Annotated in this window: 10 protein-coding genes; 4 read left to right on the plus strand and 6 right to left on the minus strand. The window is 58.1% G+C overall.

The genetic code is table 11. The annotated features are described in order from the left end of the window. Window positions 1-130: 130 nt before the first annotated feature. Complete coding sequence (locus ACI5GA_RS13450; RefSeq protein ID WP_421422987.1) at window positions 131-4,435, plus strand: DNA glycosylase AlkZ-like family protein; 4,305 nt, start codon at window positions 131-133, stop codon at window positions 4,433-4,435. A 113-nt stretch (window positions 4,436-4,548) separates the two neighbouring features. Here the strand turns inward: ACI5GA_RS13450 and ACI5GA_RS13455 are convergent, their stop codons facing one another. Beyond that, window positions 4,549-6,669 carry a mechanosensitive ion channel family protein gene (locus ACI5GA_RS13455; protein WP_421425478.1) on the minus strand — a complete coding sequence of 707 codons (2,121 nt, stop codon included), beginning with the start codon at window positions 6,667-6,669 and terminating at the stop codon, window positions 4,549-4,551. A 226-nt stretch (window positions 6,670-6,895) separates the two neighbouring features. Between ACI5GA_RS13455 and ACI5GA_RS13460 the strand changes: the two genes are divergently transcribed. Continuing rightward, window positions 6,896-7,468, plus strand: coding sequence for a TetR/AcrR family transcriptional regulator (locus ACI5GA_RS13460; RefSeq protein ID WP_404634375.1), 573 nt, complete (start codon window positions 6,896-6,898; stop codon window positions 7,466-7,468). A gap of 61 nt (window positions 7,469-7,529) precedes the next feature. Continuing rightward, window positions 7,530-8,006 (plus strand): DUF1348 family protein, encoded by a 477-nt coding sequence (locus ACI5GA_RS13465; RefSeq protein ID WP_404634327.1) that lies wholly within the window; start codon window positions 7,530-7,532, stop codon window positions 8,004-8,006. A 515-nt stretch (window positions 8,007-8,521) separates the two neighbouring features. On the opposite strand, the gene ACI5GA_RS13470 is transcribed toward ACI5GA_RS13465, so the two are convergent. Together ACI5GA_RS13470 and ACI5GA_RS13475 are read right to left on the minus strand one after the other, a co-directional pair. Then, entirely contained in the window at window positions 8,522-9,043 is a 522-nt protein-coding gene (locus tag ACI5GA_RS13470; protein ID WP_421422988.1) for a single-stranded DNA-binding protein, read from the minus strand. Between the two features lie 9 nt (window positions 9,044-9,052). Further along, entirely contained in the window at window positions 9,053-10,447 is a 1,395-nt protein-coding gene (locus tag ACI5GA_RS13475) for an MFS transporter (protein ID WP_404634329.1), read from the minus strand. Between the two features lie 187 nt (window positions 10,448-10,634). On the opposite strand from ACI5GA_RS13475, the gene uvrA reads away from it, so the two are divergent. Continuing rightward, window positions 10,635-13,469 (plus strand): excinuclease ABC subunit UvrA, encoded by a 2,835-nt coding sequence (uvrA, locus tag ACI5GA_RS13480; RefSeq protein WP_421422989.1) that lies wholly within the window; start codon window positions 10,635-10,637, stop codon window positions 13,467-13,469. Between the two features lie 75 nt (window positions 13,470-13,544). Here the strand turns inward: uvrA and bfr are convergent, their stop codons facing one another. The 3 genes from bfr to ACI5GA_RS13495 form a co-directional block, all read right to left on the minus strand. After that, window positions 13,545-14,009 carry a bacterioferritin gene (gene bfr, locus ACI5GA_RS13485; RefSeq protein WP_404634331.1) on the minus strand — a complete coding sequence of 155 codons (465 nt, stop codon included), beginning with the start codon at window positions 14,007-14,009 and terminating at the stop codon, window positions 13,545-13,547. Window positions 14,010-14,269: 260 nt separating this feature from the next. Next, the gene (gene rplQ, locus ACI5GA_RS13490) at window positions 14,270-14,656 is read right to left on the minus strand and encodes a 50S ribosomal protein L17 (protein WP_404634332.1); all 387 of its coding nucleotides are present in this window, start codon (window positions 14,654-14,656) and stop codon (window positions 14,270-14,272) included. 42 nt (window positions 14,657-14,698) lie between these two features. Further along, window positions 14,699-15,700: a DNA-directed RNA polymerase subunit alpha gene (locus tag ACI5GA_RS13495; protein ID WP_007970428.1), complete on the minus strand. Its 1,002-nt coding sequence runs from the start codon at window positions 15,698-15,700 to the stop codon at window positions 14,699-14,701. Window positions 15,701-15,716 lie beyond the last annotated feature (16 nt).

Below are 15,716 nucleotides of genomic sequence, written 5' to 3' on the forward strand. Positions count from 1 at the left end.
ATTAGAAAAACAGGTGAAAAACGGTCGCAAACATAACACGTCCTGTGGATAAGCCCCAAGGGGTGTACGGGTACGGCTTGCCGATCACCGGGCCTTGCATCTGCTGCGCAGCGCCCGCATAAATTCAGTCATGAACCTTCCCCAGACTCCAGACCCGGTGCTTGACGCCTTTCACCCAGCCGTCAGCGCCTGGTTCAACGCCACGTTCCCGGCTGTGACCACCGCTCAAGCTCAAGCGTGGCCGCTGATCAAGCAGCGTCAATCCACGCTGATCGCTGCCCCCACCGGTTCGGGCAAGACCCTCACAGCGTTTCTGGCAGTGATCGACGACTTGGTGCACCAAGGCCTGGAAATGGGTGGGCAACTCCCCGATCAGACCTTTGTGGTCTACGTTTCGCCTCTCAAGGCGCTGTCCAATGACATCCAGATCAACCTTCAAAACCCGCTGACCGGGATTACGGAACAGCTTGAAAACCGCGGCCTGCCAGGGCTGCACATCACCACCGCCGTGCGCACCGGCGACACCCTGCAGAAAGACCGTAACGCGATGCGCAAAACCGCGCCGCATATTCTGGTCACCACGCCCGAATCGCTGTACGTGCTGCTGGGTTCTGACTCAGGCCGACGCATGCTGTCGAGCACGCACACCGTCATCGTGGATGAAATCCACGCCATCGCCGCCAGCAAACGCGGCAGCCATCTGGCCTTGAGTCTGGAGCGCCTGCAGGCATTGTGTGGTCAGCCGCTACTGCGGATTGGCCTTTCGGCAACGCAGAAACCCATCGAGCAGGTTTCACGCTTTCTGGCAGGCAGCGATCCGGTCAGTCGGCCCTGCGCCATCGTCGACATCGGCCATGCTCGCCCTCGCGATCTGACGATTGAAGTGCCGCCCGTGCCGCTGACCGCCGTGATGGCCAATGACGTCTGGCAATTGGTCTACGACCGCCTCGCTGAACTGGCGCGGGAACATCGGACCACGCTGATTTTTGTCAACACGCGCCGCTTGGCCGAACGCATGGCGCGGCACCTGAGTGAGCGACTGGGCAAAGAGGCGGTCGCTGCCCATCACGGCAGTCTGGCCAAGGAACAGCGACTGGACGCCGAGCAACGGCTCAAGCGGGGCGAATTGCAGGTGCTGATTGCCACTGCGTCGCTGGAACTGGGGATTGATATCGGCGATGTCGACCTGGTGTGTCAGATCAGTTCCCCACGCTCTATCGCCGCTTTTCTGCAACGTGTCGGACGCTCAGGCCACTACGTGGGCGGCACCCCGAAAGGCCGGTTGTTTGCCACCTCCCGGGACGACCTGATCGAGTGCGCCGCGCTGCTGGATTGCGTGCGCCGGGGCGAACTTGACACGTTGCTGATCCCCAAGGCTCCGCTGGACGTACTCGCCCAGCAGATCATCGCAGAGGTCAGTTGCCAGGAGTGGGAAGAGCAGGCGCTGCTGGACATGTTTCGCAAAGCTTCGCCCTACGCTGACGTGGACGAAAAGCACTATCACGCCTTGCTGGCCATGCTCGCCGAAGGCTACAGCGGACGACAGGGCGTGCGCGCCGCGTATCTACACCGCGATGCAGTCACGCGCACCCTGCGCGGGCGACGAGGCAGCAAGCTCACAGCGGTTACCAGCGGCGGGACGATTCCCGACAACGCCGACTACAGCGTGATCCTCGAACCTCAAGCGCTGAACATCGGGACAGTGAACGAAGACTTTGCGGTGGAAAGCATCGCGGGGGATATCTTTCAATTGGGCAATACGTCGTATCGAATTCTGCGCATCGAATCCGGCCGCGTGCGCGTGGAAGACGCCCAAGGCGCGCCGCCAAATATCCCGTTCTGGCTCGGCGAAGCACCCGGGCGCAGCAACGAGTTGTCGTTCGCGGTGGCGCGCTTGCAGGCTGACATCAGTCAGCGTTTAGACGAGCACCCCGCCCAGCTCAGGCCCTGTATTGATTGGCTGATGGACACACTGGGATTGGGGGCCGATAGCGCGGAACAGCTGGTGGAATACTTGGCGCGGGCGCACTCGGCTCTGGGGGCTTTGCCCTCTCAAGACACGCTCGTCATGGAGCGCTTTTTTGACGAATCCGGCGGCACACAACTGGTCATCCACACCCCGTTCGGCAGCCGTATCAATCGCGCCTGGGGCTTGGCGCTGCGCAAACGCTTCTGCCGTACCTTTAACTTCGAATTGCAGGCGGCGGCCAGTGAAGATGCCATCGTCCTGTCGCTGTCCACCACCCACAGCTTCGCACTGGAGGAGGTCTGGCGTTATCTGCACGCCAACAGCGCTGAGCACATTTTGATTCAGGCGGTGCTCGATGCCCCATTGTTCGGCGTGCGCTGGCGCTGGAACGCAGGCGTGGCGCTTGCCCTGCCGCGTTATGCCGGAGGCCGCAAAGTCGCGCCCCAATTGCAGCGCATGAAGAGCGAAGACTTGATCGCCACGGTGTTCCCGGACCAAATCGCGTGCCTGGAAAATCTGGTCGGCGAGCGAGAAGTTCCCGACCATCCCCTCGTCGAGCAGACCCTTGACGATTGCCTGCACGAAGCCATGGACGCCGAAGGTTGGCTGACCTTGCTGCGGCGCATGGAAAAAGGCGAGGTACGCCTGATCAGCCGCGATTTGCCTGCACCCTCGCCTCTGGCCGCCGAGATTCTCAACGCCAAGCCCCACAGTTTTCTAGACGATGCACCTTTGGAGGAACGACGCACACAAGCGGTCCTCAACCGTCGTTGGAGCGACCCGGAGTCGTCCGATGATTTGGGCGCATTGGATGCCGAAGCCATTCTTGCGGTCGCCGAAGAGGCCTGGCCGCAACCACAGAGCCTGGACGAAATGCACGAAGCGTTGATGAGTCTGGGCTGCGTCAGCGGATTTGAAGCGCGCGATCAGAAAGGCTGGATGCAATGGCTGGAAAGCCTGGCCCGCTCGGGCCGCGCCACGCGGTTGCAGGTCTCGCCAGATCAGGCAATCTGGATCGCCCTTGAGCGCTTGTCCTGTCTACAGGCAATTTATCCCAGCGCGGAAATGCATCCACCGCTGACGGCGCTTCCAGGCTTCGACGAACAATGGAATGAAGAAGAAGCGCGAGTCGAACTGGTGCGTGCGCGTCTGAGCGGCTTTGGCCCGTTGACGGTCTCGGCTGTCGCTGAGCCGTTGGCCTTGTCGCCAACCGACATTGCACAAGCGCTGGCACAGCTGGAAAGCGAAGGCTACGTGCTCCGTGGCCGCTTCAGCCCCGGCGCCAGCGAAGAGCAATGGTGCGAACGACATTTGCTGTCACGCATTCATCGCTACACCGTCAAACGGCTGCGCAGGGAAATCGAGCCGGTATCGCTGCAGGACTTCGTGCGCTTCTTGTTCGATTGGCAACACCTGTCTGCGTCGACACAAAGTCAGGGCAAGGCCGCATTGCCCGAAGTGGTCGATCAACTGGAAGGCTACTCCGCGGCTGCGAGCGCGTGGGACAGCGAGATTCTTCCGGCGCGATTGAAGGACTATTCCTCACACTGGCTGGATGAGCTGTGTCGGTCTGGCAAAGTCGTGTGGATGCGCCTGACCAGCCGCAACAAAGTCAGCAATGCCGCGCTGAAGAGCACACCCATCGTGCTGTTGCCTCGTCCGCAGGTAAAAAGATGGAGCGGCCTGACTGAACAGCCTGCGCCGACCGAGCTGTCGTTGCGTGCACAGCGGGTGCATGAGGTGCTGTCGACTCAGGGCGCGATGTTCTTCGATGAACTGACCAGCGAAGCGCACCTGTTGCGCACCGAACTGGAAAACGCACTACAGGAACTGGTCGGCGCCGGTCTGGTGAATGCCGACAGTTTTGCGGGATTACGTGCGTTGATCACTCCGGCCAGCAAGCGCGCCGCTCACACCAGTCGACGCAACCGAGGGGCGTTCATCGGCGGAATGGACGATGCGGGACGTTGGGCCTTGCTGCGTCGCGCCCCTGCCAATCCCTCTTCAAGACCCGATAGCGATACCCTGGAGCATGTCGCGATGGCCCTGTTGCGTCGTTACGGCGTAGTGTTCTGGCGCCTGCTGGAGCGCGAAGCGGACTGGCTGCCAAACTGGCGCGAATTGCTGCGAACGTTCCATCGGCTGGAAGCGCGTGGGGACATTCGAGGAGGAAGATTCATTGCAGGGTTGGCGGGCGAGCAATTCGCCTTGCCGGAGGCGATCCCGTTGCTGCGTGAAGTTCGCAAACGGCCGCTGGACGGGAGTCTGACAGGGGTCAGCGGCGTCGATCCCCTGAACCTGGCAGGCACATTGCTTCCCGGCGCAAAGGTCCCGGCAGTGGTCGGCAATCGGTTGGTATATCGCGACGGTGTGCCCATCGCAGCCATCATTGCGGGAAAACCGCAGTACTGGGGTGAGCTGGAGGCCGGTGTGATGTTGCAGGTGCGCGACCGATTATTCAGATGACACTGATCGAATTTGTAGGAACGCGCTTGCCCGCGAATACGTCGGCACATCCTGCATCGTTGGCGTCTGATGCGCCGTCATCGCGGGCAAGCGCGCTCCTACAAAGGGATTACCTAAACCGGGCTTTCCGAGCCGTCCTTGTTCACCACCGTCGTCTTGCCCGACAACGAATGCTGCTCGTCCCCCTCCTCCATCTGCGAAAACTGTCCACTGTGCGGACTCATCACCAGTTGTGGATAAGTTTGCGCAAAGCGTACGTCCGTGGACTTATCCACAAGTCGCTTGAGTTTGTCGTTGAACGCACGGCTTACCGCGTACTGACCACCTGACGACGTGCGGAACTGCGCCGTGATGACGATGCCGTTCATGTCCATGCGATCCAGACCGAACACCTCCAGCGGCCCTTGCAGCTTGCTCGCCAGCAGAAAGTCGTCGGTGATGGCCTGCCCGGCTTCGCGAATCAGCGAGGTCGCTGAATCCACGTCCGAGTCGTAAGTGAACTGGAACGAGAAGAACGCATAGGCGAACTGGCGCGATTGGTTGGTGACGGCCTTGATCTGGCCGAACGGCACCGAATGCACAAACCCCTTGCCGTCGCGCAGGCGCAACGTGCGGATGGTCAGGCTCTCGACCGTTCCCGCGTGGCCAGAATCCAGCACTACCCAGTCGCCGATGGAAATGGTGTCTTCGATGATGATGAACAGGCCAGTGATCACGTCCTGCACCAGTTGCTGCGAACCGAAACCGATGGCCAGCCCCACCACCCCGGCCCCCGCCAGCAACGGCGCGACGTTGATCCCCAGATTGGCCATCGTCGTGATCGTGCAGATGACCACCAGAATGATTTTGATCGCGTTGCGCAACAGCGGCAGGATGGTTTTCACCCGCGTACTGGGCTGGCGGGATGAGCGGGAATTGGTAGGCGGTTTTAGGGCTTCCTGAATTGCCGTGTCCATCACGACCCAAAGTAACCAGGTCACCAGGAAGATCAGGCCAATGCTGCTCAACGAATCGCTGATCACCTTGCCGAGCGCGTTGCGCTGGGCGAATTCAAATAACGAAAAGCCCCAGATCCGCCCCAGCAGCTCGATAAATCCTCCCGCCAATGCGATACGCAGCACGGCATGCAAAAGGCTCAACAAACGCTCTTTGTAGACCCGGCCTGTGCGCGCCTCAGCAGGTTTGAACATGTGCTGGAACAGCGTGCTGAGAAACACCGTCCCGATCAACAGCACCGTGGTCAGCACGGCACAGCGCAACGCTTCCTGGCTGTCCTCGCCCGCGCCGATCAGGTTGACCGCCGAAACCAGAATCATCAACAGAATGGGCAAATGCCACAGACTGGAAAATATCTTCAGCGTCTGTTGCAAGGCCGGTTGCGAAAGGCGCGCGTTCAAAGGGCGATTTCGGATCAAGTGCGCCACAGGACGACGCATGCGAATCACCACAATGCAGAACATCACCGACGCCATCAGCCCGGTGAACGCCGCGACGCTGGTCGTCACGTTGCCGCCGAATTGTCGGGAAATCTGCGGGCTGGTCAACGCGTCGCTCAGGGCCGCAAAAAAACCGACGATGAACAGCGGATGCGGCGCATATTCGCGAATGATCCGAACCGCCGGGCGTTTATGCCCGGAGTTGAACAGCACGATCACCGACATCAGCACCGACGTCGAAAAGATACCGCTGCTGGTGGAATACGCCAGACACAGCGCCAGCGCCCGGCCAATGGACAGCGGCATGAAATGGCTGACGTAGAGCGTCAGCGGCAGGCAGATCAGCGCGGGAACGGTGAAGGGCAAAACGTAGCTCAGCACGCCCTCTACGCGTTCGCGCTTTTTCATCAGCCTGTGCCGTGTGATCCGGTTGGCGATAAAGCGGCCGATTCGGTTCAACAGTAGAAAAGATCCGATCCACACCACCGACAGAATCAGGAAGTCACCCACCATCGCCCAAGGCGAACGAGTGGATGGCTTGTTGACCAGCGCCCCCAACTCATCGGCCGCTCGGTCGGCGCGCAAACGCCAAGAGTCGAGCAGGTGGTCGTCCAGATCCAGCTTGTCCTGCACGCTGTCGATGCTGGAACTGATAGCGCCGAGCAAACCGCCTTTGACCAGAATCTCTGGCTTGGCGGGCTCTCCTGTTGAATCAGAATTGGCAGGTGCGCTTGACTGAGCGGTACTCGCGGCAGGCGCATCGGCTGCCTGAGCGTTAAAGCTGCCGACACCGAGCATCAGATACAGCAGCAAGACGGTTTTGAAATTCGACAAAACGCAGGTCACTCCCTTTCAGTCATGAAGGACGGCGAAATCAAGGCCCAACTGAACTGATCGAAATTTGCCGCGCAAGTTCGGCCCTTTCGGCAGACGTCATAAGCGCGCCCCCTGCACCGAACCCAGAAAAGACGTTTTTTTGAAAAGCGCCTTGACTACGGAGAACGATCGTTCTACCTTAAATCCCATGAACATACCGACAACCGATACACGCGAGAAAATTCTCGCAACCGCCGAGCAACTCATCTATCAGAACGGAATTCATGCCACCGGCATGGACCTTCTGGTGAAGACTTCCGGCGTCGCCCGAAAAAGCATCTACCGTTACTTCGCCACCAAGGATGAAGTGGCCGCCGCCGCGCTTAACGCTCGCGATGTGCGCTGGATGAATTGGTTCAGAACCGAATCCGACAAGGCAGAAACGCCCGAAGCGCGCATTCTCAATATGTTTTCGGTACTCAAAGGCTGGTTCGAATCCGATGGATTTCACGGCTGTGCGTTCATCAACACCGCCGGGGAAGTAGGCGATCCGAATGACCCAATTCGCTTGATCGCCAAGCTGCACAAACAGAAGTTGCTCGACTACACGCAGGGATTGACCGAACAACTGAACATCGAGCAACCGTCGGCGTTGGCCAGACAGTTGCTGATTCTCATGGAAGGCGCTATCACCACCGCCCGCGTCATGGGCGATTACAGTGCCGCCGACAGCGCAAGGGATGTTGCGCAGCTGCTGCTGAAACAGGCCACCTCACCGTAACGGCCTGCGCTTCAAGAACGCTCTATTCACTGCCGTATCCAATTGTCCTGGAGGCCTCGCCATGTCCAACGCTCAGACTCGCCCGCCACTTCCCCCGTTTACCCGTGAATCGGCCATCGAAAAAGTCCGCCTGGCGGAAGATGGCTGGAACAGTCGCGACGCAGAGAAGGTATCGCTGGCCTACACCCTCGATACGAAATGGCGCAACCGCGCCGAGTTCGCCACTAATCGCGAAGAAGCGAAAGACTTCCTGACCCGCAAATGGAAGAAAGAACTCGATTACCGCTTGATCAAAGAATTGTGGGCCTTCACCGACAACCGTATCGCCGTGCGTTATGCCTACGAATGGCACGATGACTCAGGCAACTGGTTCCGCTCCTACGGCAACGAAAACTGGGAATTCAACGAAGACGGCCTGATGCACCGTCGCTTCGCCTGCATCAACGACATGCCGATCAAAGAATCGGAGCGCAAATTTCACTGGCCGCTGGGACGTCGTCCTGATGATCACCCGGGGCTGACGGAGTTGGGGTTGTAATCGTCCCCGTCGCACCTGACCTTGTAACAATCCGGCCTGTCGACGGTGGCTGACTCGAAATCTCCACCGCCGAAAAAAGCCGGACTGTTACAGATCCCATTCAGGTATTCGTTTTTTCAAACACCCTCACTCAATCACTCGTCAGTCTACATCCGCGCACCATAGCCCCCCCAGATTCAGCCGCACGTGACTCGACTGACCGGGCTCCTCCAGTCTGAGCCCCCACCGTGCATAGGTCGCTTCCTCGATAGCGCGTAAGCGCTCTACTGGAAACCGGCCAACGCTTGGAAATACAGACAGCCAATCCGCGAAAGCACAGCATTTTCTTCGGGACGGAGAGGAGTAGTTGAAGGCTGCGCCTTGAGGTGTTGGCTGGAAAAATCCAAAAAGCGTACATCGACAAACGCCTGGCGGATGGCGCGGATCGTTTTGCATAAGGCTTCGCCCAAACAAGAAAGCCCTCGACAGTCAGGCTGCCGAGGGCTTAGTTCAACACTTATGACGCCTGGTTCTTATCAGAACGGGATATCGTCATCAAAGCTGTCGAAATCAGGAGCCGGTTGTGGCGCCTGTTGCGGAGCCGGACGCGAATCACGCTGAGGCTGCGGCGCAGGCTGAGGGCGCGACTGTTGTGGGCGAGGTGCGGAATTCTGATAACCGCCACCACCTTGACCTTGTTGAGCGTCACCCTGTGGACGGCCGCCCAGCAATTGCATGGTGCCTTGCATGTCGACGACGATCTCGGTGGTGTAACGCTTGATGCCGTCCTTTTCCCACTCACGCGTCTGCAATTTACCTTCGATGTAGACTTGCGAGCCTTTACGCAGGTATTCGCCAGCGATCTCAGCGACCTTGCCGAACATCGAAACGCGGTGCCACTCGGTCTTCTCGACCTTCTGGCCCGTCTGCTTGTCGGTCCACTGTTCGCTAGTTGCCAGACTCAGATTGGTCACGGCATTACCGTTAGGCAGGTAGCGAACTTCGGGATCCTGGCCGCAAGTACCGACCAATATGACTTTGTTAACCCCACGGGCCATAACGTTCTCCTAGGCTTCACACGTTTCCGACGCTGGATTGACCACTTCGTCGAAAGACGCCCGATCCAACAGTTCTTTGTCAAATTTGATATAGATGGCGCCCTCATCGGCCACCACCACTGCATCTGTTACTCCACGTACGGCCAACACACGATCGGCCAGGCCAGTGTCGCGTTGAGCCTCGGGCGACAACGGCAGGCGAAGGCTGGTCACGTACGGAGGTTCGCGCATGGTAACAGCAAATGCCAGCCAGATGGCGGCCAGTGCCGCACCGCCGAGGAACACCACATCCAGCCCGCCGTGCTGAAACAGCCAGCCGCCGAGGATGCCACCCGCCGCGGAGCCGAGGAACTGGCTAGTGGAGTAGATCCCCATCGCCGTGCCCTTGCCGCCCGCCGGGGACACCTTGCTGATCAATGAAGGCAACGACGCTTCCAGCAGGTTGAAGGCCGTAAAGAAGACGACCGTACCGATAACGAGTGCCCGAAGCGTATTACCGAACTCCCAGAAAAACAGCTCGGTGAGCATCAACACCAGCACAGCGCCGAGCAGGATACGCTTCATCTGGCGTTTCTTTTCGCCATAAATGATGAACGGAATCATCGCGAAGAAAGAGATCAGCAAAGCAGTCAGATAGACCCACCAATGCTGTTCTTTTGGCAGGCCAGCCTTTTCGACCAGTGCCAGTGGCAACGCAACGAAGCTGGACATGAGCATGGCGTGCAACGCGAAAATGCCCAGATCCAGACGCAACAGGTCTGGATGACGAAGCGTCGCCCCCAACGCCTGCTTTGCCAGGCCGGATTCGCGGTGCTGCAACGTCACGGTGGATTTGGGCACGACGAACGCGATGATCAGGATGCCGATCAGTGCCATGCCACCGGTGGCGAGGAACAGACCGGACAGACCGAACGCGCTGGTCAGGATTGGACCGACAACCATCGCAACGGCGAAAGACACGCCAATGGTCATACCGATCATGGCCATCGCTTTCGTCCGGTGCTGTTCGCGGGTCAAGTCAGACAACAACGCCATCACCGCTGCGGAAATCGCACCAGCGCCTTGCAGAATGCGCCCCGCTATGACACCCCAGATCGAGGTCGACTGCGCGGCCAACACACTGCCCAAAGCGAATATCACCAGCCCAAGGTAAATCACCGGTCGACGGCCGATACGATCGGAAATGATGCCGAACGGAATTTGCAGAACGGCTTGAGTCAGGCCGTATGCGCCAATGGCCAGGCCAATCAGTGCAGGGCTTGCGCCAGCCAGGTCCATGCCGTAGGTGGCCAGAACCGGCAGCACCATGAACATGCCCAGCATACGGAACGCGAACACCAGCGCCAGACCGCCCGCCGCGCGGGTTTCGCTGCCACTCATGCGCTCGCTGTGAGAATCGTGCATGGAAGAACCTCATGTGAACCGGCGGCGATTCTACCAGTCCCATCGATGTACAGCACATACGACGCTTTGCCGCGTATCGCAGGAATTTTCTTTTTCCCCGGTGAGGCATCGTACATCTCAATAGTGTGCATCCATCCAGTATTTGGCCGTATACTCCTGCGTTTTACGCCCGCCGTGCGAGGCCACCTTGGACAAGATCCTGATTCGTGGGGCTCGAACCCACAACCTTAAGAACATTGACCTTACCCTGCCACGCGACAAGCTGATCGTGATTACCGGGCTTTCCGGGTCCGGCAAATCCTCGCTGGCGTTCGACACTCTGTACGCCGAAGGTCAGCGCCGCTATGTCGAATCTCTTTCGGCGTACGCCCGGCAGTTTCTGTCGATGATGGAAAAGCCGGACGTCGACACCATCGAAGGCTTGTCGCCTGCTATCTCCATCGAGCAGAAATCGACATCGCACAACCCTCGCTCGACGGTCGGAACGATCACTGAAATCTATGACTACCTGCGTCTGCTGTATGCCCGCGTGGGTACACCCCGCTGCCCGGATCATGACATCCCGTTGGAGGCTCAGACCGTCAGTCAGATGGTCGATCTGGTGCTGGCCGAACCCGAAGGTCGCAAACTGATGCTGCTGGCGCCCGTGGTGCGCGAACGCAAAGGTGAACATCTGGCCGTGTTTGAGGAACTGCGCGCTCAAGGCTTCGTCCGCGCACGGGTCGACGGGACACTCTGCGAACTGGACGAGCTGCCAAAACTCGATAAACAGAAGAAGCACTCGATCGACGTTGTGGTCGACCGTTTCAAGGTGCGTGGCGATTTGCAGCAGCGTCTGGCCGAGTCCTTCGAAACTGCCCTGAAACTGGCCGATGGCATTGCGCTGGTCGCGCCGATGGACGACGAACCGGGCGAAGAGATGATTTTCTCGGCGCGCTTCGCGTGCCCGATCTGCGGCCACGCGATCAGTGAGTTGGAGCCGAAGCTGTTCTCGTTCAACAACCCGGCAGGTGCCTGCCCGACGTGCGACGGCTTGGGTGTGAAGCAGTTCTTCGACGCCAAACGGCTCGTCAATGCGGATCTGACGCTGGCTGAAGGCGCAATACGTGGCTGGGATCGGCGCAACGTGTACTACTTTCAGATGTTGGGCTCGCTGGCCCAGCATTATGGCTTCAGCCTGGAAGTACCGTTCAAGGAGCTACCAGCCGAGCAGCAGAAAATTCTGCTCAACGGCAGCGGCAATCAGAACGTCGACTTCCGCTACCTGAACGATCGTGGCGATATCGTGAAGCGGGCTCACCCCTTCGAAGGCATCGTGCCGAATCTGGAGCGCCGTTATCGCGAAACCGAGTCAGCGACCGTTCGTGAAGAATTGGCCAAATTCCTCAGCACCCAGCCATGCCCTGATTGCCGCGGCACTCGCCTGCGGCGCGAGGCACGCCACGTGTGGGTCGGCGACAAGACGCTACCCGCCGTAACCAGCCTGCCCATTGGCGATGCCACGGATTATTTCGGTGATCTCAAGCTCACCGGTCGACGCGGTGAGATTGCCGACAAGATCCTCAAGGAAATCCGCGAGCGCTTGCAGTTCCTGGTCAATGTGGGCCTGGATTACCTGACGCTGGATCGCAGCGCGGACACGCTGTCCGGCGGTGAAGCGCAACGCATCCGCCTGGCCAGCCAGATCGGTGCTGGTCTGGTCGGTGTGATGTACATTCTCGACGAACCCTCCATCGGCCTGCACCAGCGCGACAACGACCGACTGCTCGACACCCTTCGTCACCTGCGCGACATCGGCAACACGGTAATCGTGGTCGAGCACGACGAGGATGCAATTCGTCTGGCGGACTACGTGGTCGACATCGGGCCAGGCGCTGGCGTCCATGGGGGCAGCATCGTTGCCGAGGGGACACCGCAGGAAGTCATGGCACATCCAGAGTCACTGACGGGCAAATACCTGTCTGGTCGCGTGAAGATTGAGGTGCCTGCCAAACGCACTCCACGCAATAAGAAACTCTCGCTAAAACTCAAAGGCGCCCGCGGAAACAACCTGCGCAATGTAGATTTGGAAATTCCAATTGGCCTGTTGACGTGCGTTACAGGCGTCTCGGGCTCTGGCAAATCGACACTGATCAACAACACGTTGTTCCCGCTCAGCGCAACGGCACTGAACGGCGCAACGACACTTGAAGCCGCAACTCACGACAGCATCGACGGCCTGCAGCACCTGGACAAAGTCGTTGATATCGACCAAAGCCCAATTGGCCGCACACCCCGCTCGAACCCAGCGACCTATACCGGACTGTTCACGCCTATCCGCGAGCTGTTCTCAGGTGTGCCTGAATCGCGATCTCGGGGTTACGGCCCAGGTCGGTTCTCGTTCAACGTAAAGGGCGGGCGCTGCGAAGCATGCCAAGGCGACGGTCTGATCAAGGTCGAAATGCACTTCCTGCCAGACATTTACGTGCCTTGCGACGTGTGCAAGAGCAAACGCTATAACCGGGAAACTCTGGAGATCAAATACAAAGGCAAGAGCATCCATGAGGTGCTGGAGATGACGATTGAAGAGGCGCGCGCCTTCTTCGATGCAGTACCAGCTTTGGCACGTAAGCTTCAGACACTCATGGATGTAGGGCTTTCCTACATCAAGCTGGGGCAATCGGCGACAACACTGTCAGGCGGCGAGGCTCAACGGGTAAAACTCTCCCGTGAACTCTCGAAACGGGATACTGGCAAGACGCTGTATATTCTCGATGAACCCACCACCGGTTTGCACTTTGCCGATATTCAGCAATTGCTGGACGTGTTGCATCGCTTGCGTGATCACGGCAATACCGTGGTCGTCATCGAGCACAATCTAGACGTGATCAAGACGGCTGACTGGCTGGTAGACCTAGGGCCGGAAGGCGGCTCAAAGGGCGGTCAGATCATCGCCACTGGGACGCCAGAGCAGGTCGCGGAAATGAAACAGTCCTACACTGGGCATTACCTTAAACCGCTGCTGAAGCGTGATCGAGCCTAATGGCGTGATCATGACTTAGATAATAAAAAGCCCCTGCCATAACGGAAATGACAGGGGCTTTTTATTAAGTCGAAATCAGAACTGCGATTGCAGGTAGTTTTCCAGGCCAACGGACTTGATCAGACCCATCTGCTTTTCGAGCCAATAGGTGTGATCTTCCTCGGTGTCGGCCAACTGCAGGCGCAGAATGTCGCGACTGATGTAATCCTTGTGCTGCTCGCAAAGCGCGATGCCTTTACAGAGCGCTGCGCGAACCTTGTATTCAAGGCGAAGATCACTGGCAAGCATCTCGGGAACCGTTGTGCCCACATCCAGATCGTCCGGACGCATACGGGGCGTGCCCTCAAGCATCAGAATCCGGCGCATCAGTGCATCGGCGTGCTGCGCCTCTTCTTCCATCTCGTGGTTGATACGCTCATACAGTTTGCTGAAACCCCAATCTTCATACATCCGAGAGTGGATGAAATATTGGTCGCGCGCAGCCAGCTCGCCGGTCAGCAGCGTGTTGAGGTAATCGATGACGTCCGGGTGGCCTTGCATCGCCGTGAATCTCCTTCGTGAAAGACAATAGTTTGAACCAACATCTGCTTGAGGTCATCTTCTCAGAGGCAGAAAAACGAAGAAAAACCGCTATTTTCTGACATCTTATATCGAAAATGCTGCTAAATGAGGAGAGTTCTGTTTATCACTTGCGATCAGCGCAATGTTCACGTAGTTCAATTGATAACGTGTTGTATTCAGCAAAATGCCAAAAACAAAAAACCGGGCACTAGGCCCGGTTTTTTGTAAAGACTGACGTCTTATTCAGCAGCTTCTACCGAGCCACCGACTGGACGATCAACCAGTTCGACGTACGCCATTGGCGCGTTGTCGCCAGCGCGGAAACCGCACTTAAGGATACGCAAGTAGCCACCTTCACGGGTTGCATAGCGCTTGCCCAGATCGTTGAACAGCTTACCAACGGCTTCTTTCGAACGAGTACGGTCGAAAGCCAGACGGCGGTTAGCAACGCTGTCGTTTTTAGCCAGAGTGATCAGCGGCTCGGCGACGCGGCGCAGTTCTTTGGCTTTCGGCAGAGTAGTTTTGATCAGCTCGTGCTCGAACAGCGACACCGCCATGTTTTGGAACATGGCCTTACGGTGAGAGCTGGTACGGCTCAGGTGACGTCCACTTTTACGATGACGCATGGTTCATTCCTTACCAAACACAACGTTCGGTGATTACGACGATCAGGCAGTCGCCTTGTCGTCCTTCTTAAGACTTGCAGGCGGCCAGTTGTCGAGGCGCATGCCGAGGGAGAGACCACGAGAAGCCAGAACGTCCTTGATTTCAGTCAAGGATTTCTTGCCCAGGTTCGGAGTCTTCAACAGTTCCACTTCAGTGCGCTGAATCAGATCACCGATGTAGTAAATGTTCTCCGCCTTAAGGCAGTTGGCCGAACGTACGGTCAGTTCCAAATCGTCAACCGGACGAAGCAGGATTGGATCAATCTCGTCTTCCTGCTCGACCACCACAGGTTCGCTATCACCTTTGAGGTCGACGAACGCAGCCAACTGCTGTTGCAGGATGGTTGCAGCGCGGCGGATAGCCTCTTCAGGATCCAGAGTACCGTTGGTTTCCAGATCGATAACCAGTTTGTCCAGGTTGGTACGCTGTTCGACACGGGCGTTTTCCACCACGTAGGCGATACGGCGAACCGGGCTGAACGAAGAATCCAGCTGCAAGCGACCAATGCTGCGGCTTTCATCTTCATCGCTTTGACGCGAGTCTGCTGGTTCATAACCGCGACCACGAGCTACAACGAGCTTCATGTTCAGGGCGCCATTCGACGCCAGGTTAGCGATTACGTGATCGGGGTTAACGATCTCGACATCATGATCCAGCTGAATATCGGCAGCGGTAACCACCCCCGAACCCTTCTTCGACAAGGTCAGCGTAACTTCGTCTCGACCGTGCAGTTTGATAGCCAGGCCTTTCAGGTTCAACAGGATTTCAATGACGTCTTCCTGTACACCTTCGATTGCACTGTACTCATGGAGTACACCGTCAATCTCGGCCTCGACTACTGCACAGCCAGGCATGGAGGACAACAGGATGCGGCGCAGCGCGTTGCCCAGGGTATGGCCAAAACCACGCTCGAGAGGCTCGAGAGTGATCTTGGCGCGGGTTGGACTGACTACCTGCACATCAATGTGACGAGGTGTCAGAAACTCATTTACCGAAATCTGCATGGATGCACCTATTTTC

Source organism: Pseudomonas sp. Pseu.R1, from assembly GCF_045764065.1.
Classification (GTDB): domain Bacteria; phylum Pseudomonadota; class Gammaproteobacteria; order Pseudomonadales; family Pseudomonadaceae; genus Aquipseudomonas.